Here is a 6,300-nt window from a genome sequence, read left to right as displayed (position 1 = left end):
GCGCTCACGCCCGCCGGCCCGCCGGTGCTGCTGCCGGCCAGGCCCGCCGCCGCGCCGTCGTCCGCTCCGGCGACCCCGTCCGCCCCGGTACCGGTGGAGGTCGCCGACAGCGGTCTGCCGCAGCGCCGCCGCGGGCAGACGCTCGCCGCCACCGGTACCACCACCGCGGCACCGGCTCCGGCCGGCAAGCCCGTCCGTGCCGACGCGGTGAGCGCCGCCGCCCGGTTCGGCGCCTTCCGGCGCGCCGCCCAGCAGGCCGGGAACGGCAGCGCACCGGCCACGACCCCCGCGCCGGCTGCGACCCCCATGCCGGCTGCGACCTCCGCACCGGCCGCGACTCCCGCAAGGACCACGGACACCACGCCGACCGCACCGACCACGGACACCACGCCCGACGCCTCCCCCGTCACCGAGAAGGACTCCTGATGAGCAGCGTTATCGACCGTGACCTCGACTGGCTGTTGGAGAACCTGCTGACCGCCACCCCCGGCGCCCGGCACGCCCTGGTGCTCTCGGCCGACGGCCTCAGGCTCTGCCACACCGCCGGGCTCGGCGCCGATCAGGCCGACCAGCTGGCCGCGATCGCCTCCGGGATGCAGAGCCTGGCGCACGGCGCCTCGATCGAGTTCGGCGACGGCAGCGGCGGCGTGCGGCAGTCGATGACCGAGTTCCACGGCGGCATCCTCTGCATCGTGGCGGCCGGCGAGGGCGCCCACCTCGCCGTGGTCACCGACGACGAGGCGGACGTGGGCGTGGTCGGCCACAACATGCACGGTCTGATCGAGCAGATCGGCGTCCACCTCAGTGCTCCGGCCCGCGACGACGCGGGTGCCGGGGCGGATACGGACGCGGTGGTCCAAGAGAGCGCCCGGGTATGAGCGGGCGGCCGGTCCTGCCGGGCCGTGACGACGACCCGGACCGCCTCTACACCATCACCCGCGGCCGCAGCCGTTCCCCGGAGAACGCCTTCGACCTGGTCACCCTGATCGTCGCCGAGCGGGAGCCGGACCCGGGCATGCAGTCGGAGCACGCCCGCATCCTGCGGATGTGCGAGGCCCCGACCGCCGTCGTGGAGGTCGCCGCCGAGCTGGCGCTGCCGGTCTCGGCGGTGAAGATCCTCCTCGGGGACCTGCTGGAGTCCGGGGCGGTCACCGCCCGGCACCCCCGGTTCGCCCCCAACGAGGCCCGGCTGCCCGATCTCGACACGCTGAAGCAGGTGTTGCATGGACTCCAACAGCTCTGAGGCCCCCGGGCCCCGGCGCACCCCGCTGCGCGGTACCGCCGACAACGCGCTGAAGATCGTCGTGGTCGGCGGGTTCGGCGTCGGCAAGACCACCCTGGTCGGTGCGGTCAGCGAGATCCGTCCGCTGAACACCGAGGAGACCATGACCAAGGCGGGCGAGGGCATCGACGACCCCTCGGGCTCCTGGGGCAAGCGCTCCACCACGGTCGCGTTCGACTTCGGCCGGATCACGCTCTCCGCGAGCCAGGTGCTGTACCTGTTCGGCGCGCCCGGGCAGGAGCGCTTCTGGTTCCTCTGGGACCGCCTGTTCAGCGGGGCGCTCGGCGCGGTCGTCCTGGTGGACACCCGGCGGCTGGAGGAGTCCTGGTACGCCATCGACCGGCTCGAACACCACGGCACGCCGTTCATCGTGGCCCGCAACAACTTCGGCGATCCGAGCCACAGCCTGGAGCAGGTGCGCGCGGCGCTCGACCTGCCCGCCGAGGTGCCGCTGGTGGACTGCGACGCGCGCGACCGGGAGTCGAGCAAGCAGGTCCTGATCGAGCTGGTCCGGCACCTGGCCGCCCGGGTGGAGGCCGGCAGCGGTCCGGCCGCCCGTCCGGAGGCCGCCCCGGCCGCCCCGGTCGCCGTGTCCGCCGGCGCCGGCGCCGGCGCCACCCACCCGTCCCCGTACGAGGAGAGCACCCCGTGACCGAGCCCGCCGCCACCCCGCCGCCGGGCTGCCCGGCGCACGCCGGCGCCACCCCGCTGTACGGGCCGCGTTTCCAGACCGACCCGTCCCAGCTGTACCGCGAGCTGCGGGCCGCACACGGTCCGGTGGCTCCGGTCGAGCTCGCCGGGGGTGTCCCCGCCTGGCTGGTCATCGGCTACCGGGAACTGCAACTGGTGACCGGCCAGCCGCAGTTGTTCGGCCGTGACTCGACCCGCTGGAACGCCTGGGAGAGCATCCCCGAGGACTGGCCGCTGAAGCCGATGATGGCGCCGGTGCCGTCGATCCTGTACGCCGAGGGCGAGGAGCACGTCCGCCGCTCGCGGGCCGTCACGGACGCGCTGGCCGCCGTCGACCCGTACGAGCTGCGCAAGCACTGCGAGGAGATCGCCGACCGGCTGATCGACGGGTTCGCCGGGCGCGGTGAGGCCGAGCTGGTCGCCGAGTACGCGCACCGGATGCCGCTGCTGGTGCTCTGCCGGCTGCTCGGGCTGAGCGAGGAGCAGGCGCCCGTCCTGATCGACGGGCTGCTGGCGATGCTGGACGGCGGGGCGGACGCCCCGGCCGGCGCGCAGCGGCTGCTCGGCGTGATGCTCGACCTGGTCCGGGAGAAGGCCGAGCGGCCGTCCGACGACCTGGCCTCGCGGATGCTGCTGCACGAGGCGGGCCTGGACCACGACGAGGTGATGCGCGACCTGCGCGTCCTGCTGATCGCCGGCCACCAGCCGTGCTCGTACTGGATCTCCAACGCGCTGCGGCTGATGCTCACCGACGAGCGGTTCGCCGCGTCGCTCTCCGGCGGCCGGCGCAGCATCAACCAGGCCCTGAACGAGGCGCTCTGGGAGGACACCCCGACGCAGATCTTCGCCGGGCGCTGGGCGGTCCGGGACACCCAGCTCGGCGGCCAGCGGATCGCCGCGGGGGACATGCTGCTGCTCGGCTTCGCGGGGGCGAACGCGGACCCGGCGGTGCGGCAGGCCGACGGCAGCCCGGCGGAGGGCAACCGGGCGCACATGAGCTACTCCTACGGCGAGCACGGGTGCCCGTTCCCGGCGCAGGAGGCGGCCGAGGTGATCGCCACCACGGCGATCGAGGTGCTGCTGGACCGCCTGCCGGACCTCCGGCTGGCGGTGGCCGAGCACGCGCTGGTGTGGCGGCCGTCGGCGTGGGTGCGCGGGCTGGTGGCACTGCCGGTGTCGTTCACCCCGGGCTACGCGGTCTGACCCCGGGGCCGCGCGAAGCCCCGGGCCCGCCGGAACCCGGAACCCGGGCCCGCCGGAACCCGGAACCCGGGCCCCCGCCGCGGCCCGGCAGCGAGACGCCGGAGCCCGCCGGCACTAACACCGGACAGGAATCAGGAAGCCAAGGAGAGTTGTGCCGATGACCGCCCCGATAGCCCTCGACCCGCTGGCGCGCGACAACGCCGCCGAGGGCGCGCTGCTGCGCGCCGCCGGCCCGGCGGTGGCGGTGGAGCTGCCCGGCGGCGTCGCCGCCTGGGCGGTGACGCGGCACGCGGCCGCGCGCGACCTGCTGACCGACCCCCGGCTGGTGAAGGACGCCGCGCACTGGGCGGCCTACCAGCGCGGCGACGTGCCGAAGACGTGGCCGCTGATCGGCCTGGCCGTGCCCGGCCCGAGCATGGTGACCACCGACGGCGCCCGGCACCGGCGGCTGCGGACGCTGGTGGCGCAGGCGTTCACGCCGCGCCGGGTGGAGCTGATGCGTCCCCGGGTGCGGGAGATCACCGACGGCCTGCTGGACGTCCTGGCCGCGGGGGAGCGGGTGGTGGACCTCAAGTCGGTCTTCGCCTTCCCCCTGCCGATGACGGTGATCTGTTCGCTGCTGGGCGTTCCGGAGTCCGACCACGCCCTGCTGCGGGGGCTCTACGAGGAGTTCTTCGGCATCCGGCCCAACCCCGACGGCATCCAGGCGACCATCGCCGGGCTGAACGCCTTCGTCAACGAGTTGGTGGCGAAGCGCCGTTCGGAGCCCGGTGACGATCTGGCCAGTGCGCTGCTGGCGGCGGACGCCGAGGGCGGGGCGCTGAGCGACGCGGAGGCGGCGGCCACCCTGCGGGTGATCATCGCGGCGGGCCACGAGACCACGGTGAACCTGATCGGCAACGCCGTCCGGGCGCTGCTCGCCCACCCGGACCAGCTGGAGCTGGTCCGGGCCGGCACGGTGTCCTGGGACGCGGTGGTCGAGGAGTCGCTCCGGTGGACGCCGCCGACCAGCAACTTCCTGTTCCGGTTCGCCGCCGAGTCCATCGAGGTCGGCGAGGTCGTGATCCCGCGCGGCGAGCCGGTGCTGATCTCCTACAACGCGATCGGCCGGGATCCCGCCCAGCACGGGGTGACGGCCGAGCTGTTCGACGTCACCAGGGACCCGAGTCGTCATCTCTCCTTCGGCCACGGTCCGCACGTCTGTCCGGGCTCGCCGCTGGCCCGGCTGGAGGCGGGGGTCGCGCTGCCGGCGCTGTTCGAGCGGTTCCCGGAGCTGTCCCTGGCGGTGCCCGACGAGGACCTGCGGCCGAGCCCCTCGCTGGTGGTCAACTCGCTGCGGGAGCTGCCGGTCCGGCTCTTCTGAGCGCGCCCGGCGCCGGCCGGTTCCCCGTCCGCCCGGACGGGGAACCGGCCGGCGGGCGGGGCGGATCTCCGGGTCACAACTGGGGCACGTGCCGATGAAGGTCGAACGCGGACCTTGGCGGAGGGGGGCTGCTGCGTTAACGTCGTCAAACCGGCGGCCCGCCGCGTCCATGTCGATCTCCGGTACAGCGCAATGTCGTTCTGTCGTACTGCCGGCGCTCGTGCGCCCTGGCGAGGAGGACCGCATTGACCCCCACCCCGACCACGCCGTCCGCGAGGTCCCGCCGTCTGGTCGCCGTGCCCGCCCTGCTGGCGGCGCTGGCCCTGACCGCGGCCTGCTCCAACAGTTCGAGCTCCGGCGGCGGTTCGGGCGGCGGGGGCGAGACCCTGGCCGGTGACTGCGCCAAGTACCAGCCGTACGCCGGGCATTCCGGCACCACGGTGACGGTCTTCGCGTCGATCCTCAGCCCGGAGTCGGACAACCTGGAGAAATCCTGGGCCGAGTTCGCCAAGTGCACGGGCATCAAGATCAGTTACGAGGGTTCCAACGACTTCGAGTCCCAGCTGCCGGTCCGGGTGACCGGCGGCAACGCCCCGGACTTCGCGATCATCCCGCAGCCCGGCCTGCTGGCCCAGATGGTCAAGAGCGGCAAGGTGGCCAAGCCCCCCGCGCAGACCGTCACCAACCAGGACAAGTGGAGCCCGGTCTGGAAGACCTACGGCTCGGTCAACGGCACCTTCTACGCGGCGCCGATGAGCGCCAACATGAAGTCCCTGGTCTGGTACTCGCCCAAGGCCTTCAAGCAGGCCGGCTACGAGGTGCCGCAGTCCTGGGCCGACCTGCTGGCGCTCAGCGACCGGATCGCCAAGGCCGGTGCCGCGAAGCCGTGGTGCGGCGGGATCGCCTCCGGGACGGCCACCGGCTGGCCGGCCACCGACTGGCTGGAGGAGGTGGTGCTGGGCTCGTACGGCGGCGAGGTGTACGACCAGTGGGTGAACCACCAGGTGAAGTTCTCCGACGAGAAGATCACCACCGCGATGCGGACCGTGGCGGACTGGATGCAGAACCCCGCCTGGGTCAACGGCGGGTACGGTGACGTGAAGTCGATCGCCACCACGACCTTCCAGGACGCCGGGGCCCCGATCCTCACCGGCAAGTGCCTCATGCTCCAGCAGGCGTCCTTCTACAAGGCGCAGTGGCCCAAGGACACCAAGGTCGGCCCGGACGGCGACATCTTCGCCTTCCGCCTGCCGGCCGTGAACCCGCAGGTGGCCAGCCCGGTGGAGGGCGGTGGGGAGTTCGTGACGGCGTTCGCGAGCCGGCCCGAGGTGCAGGCCGTGCAGAACTACCTGTCCAGCCCGGACTGGGCGAGCAGCCGGGTGAAGACCGCCACCGGCTGGGTCTCCGCCAACCAGGGCGTGGACAAGAGCCTGTACACCGATCCGATCGACCGGCTCTCCGCCGACGCGCTCACCGACCCGGCGGCGACCTTCCGGTTCGACGGCTCGGACCTGATGCCGGCCGCGGTCGGCGCCGGGCAGGAGTGGAAGTCGCTGACCGCCTGGTTCGCCGAGGGCCAGTCCATCCAGAAGACCGCCGCCGACATCGACGCGGCCTGGCCGCAGTAACGGGTCCGACCGCTACCGCGGCCCGGCCCCGGTAGCGGTCTCCGACCGCCAAGGACCACCTGTCGAGGGCGGTGCGGGGCCACCCACCCCCACCCCCCCCCCCCCCAAACAGCCCCGGGGCGGGGAAAGACGCC

6 protein-coding genes and 1 pseudogene are annotated in these 6,300 nt (G+C 73.6%); all 7 read left to right on the top strand.

The window, feature by feature from the left end:
* A pseudogene (locus ACFWA9_RS34995) lies at positions 1 to 426 on the top strand (hypothetical protein); the annotation flags it as partial.
* On the top strand, positions 426 to 878 hold the full coding sequence (locus tag ACFWA9_RS34990) for a roadblock/LC7 domain-containing protein (protein ID WP_352294721.1): 453 nt from the start codon (positions 426 to 428) through the stop codon (positions 876 to 878). The pseudogene ACFWA9_RS34995 and the gene ACFWA9_RS34990, both read left to right, overlap by 1 nt.
* Positions 875 to 1,243, top strand: coding sequence for a DUF742 domain-containing protein (locus tag ACFWA9_RS34985; protein ID WP_380392856.1), 369 nt, complete (start codon positions 875 to 877; stop codon positions 1,241 to 1,243). The genes ACFWA9_RS34990 and ACFWA9_RS34985 overlap by 4 nt, the downstream gene beginning before the upstream one ends.
* Positions 1,224 to 1,934, top strand: a complete 711-nt coding sequence (locus ACFWA9_RS34980) for an ATP/GTP-binding protein (RefSeq protein ID WP_380392854.1) — start codon at positions 1,224 to 1,226, stop codon at positions 1,932 to 1,934. The genes ACFWA9_RS34985 and ACFWA9_RS34980 overlap by 20 nt, the downstream gene beginning before the upstream one ends.
* Positions 1,931 to 3,175, top strand: a complete 1,245-nt coding sequence (locus ACFWA9_RS34975; RefSeq protein WP_329489846.1) for a cytochrome P450 — start codon at positions 1,931 to 1,933, stop codon at positions 3,173 to 3,175. Before ACFWA9_RS34980 ends, ACFWA9_RS34975 begins: the two co-directional genes overlap by 4 nt.
* Before the next feature lie 157 nt (positions 3,176 to 3,332).
* Complete coding sequence (locus tag ACFWA9_RS34970; RefSeq protein WP_380392851.1) at positions 3,333 to 4,538, top strand: cytochrome P450; 1,206 nt, start codon at positions 3,333 to 3,335, stop codon at positions 4,536 to 4,538.
* A gap of 245 nt (positions 4,539 to 4,783) precedes the next feature.
* Positions 4,784 to 6,166, top strand: a complete 1,383-nt coding sequence (locus ACFWA9_RS34965) for an ABC transporter substrate-binding protein (RefSeq protein ID WP_380392848.1) — start codon at positions 4,784 to 4,786, stop codon at positions 6,164 to 6,166.
* Positions 6,167 to 6,300: the final 134 nt, after the last annotated feature.

The sequence above is a fragment of the Kitasatospora sp. NPDC059973 genome (assembly GCF_042737525.1).
Lineage (GTDB): Bacteria > Actinomycetota > Actinomycetes > Streptomycetales > Streptomycetaceae > Kitasatospora.
This window is presented reverse-complemented; position numbering and strand designations above follow the sequence as displayed.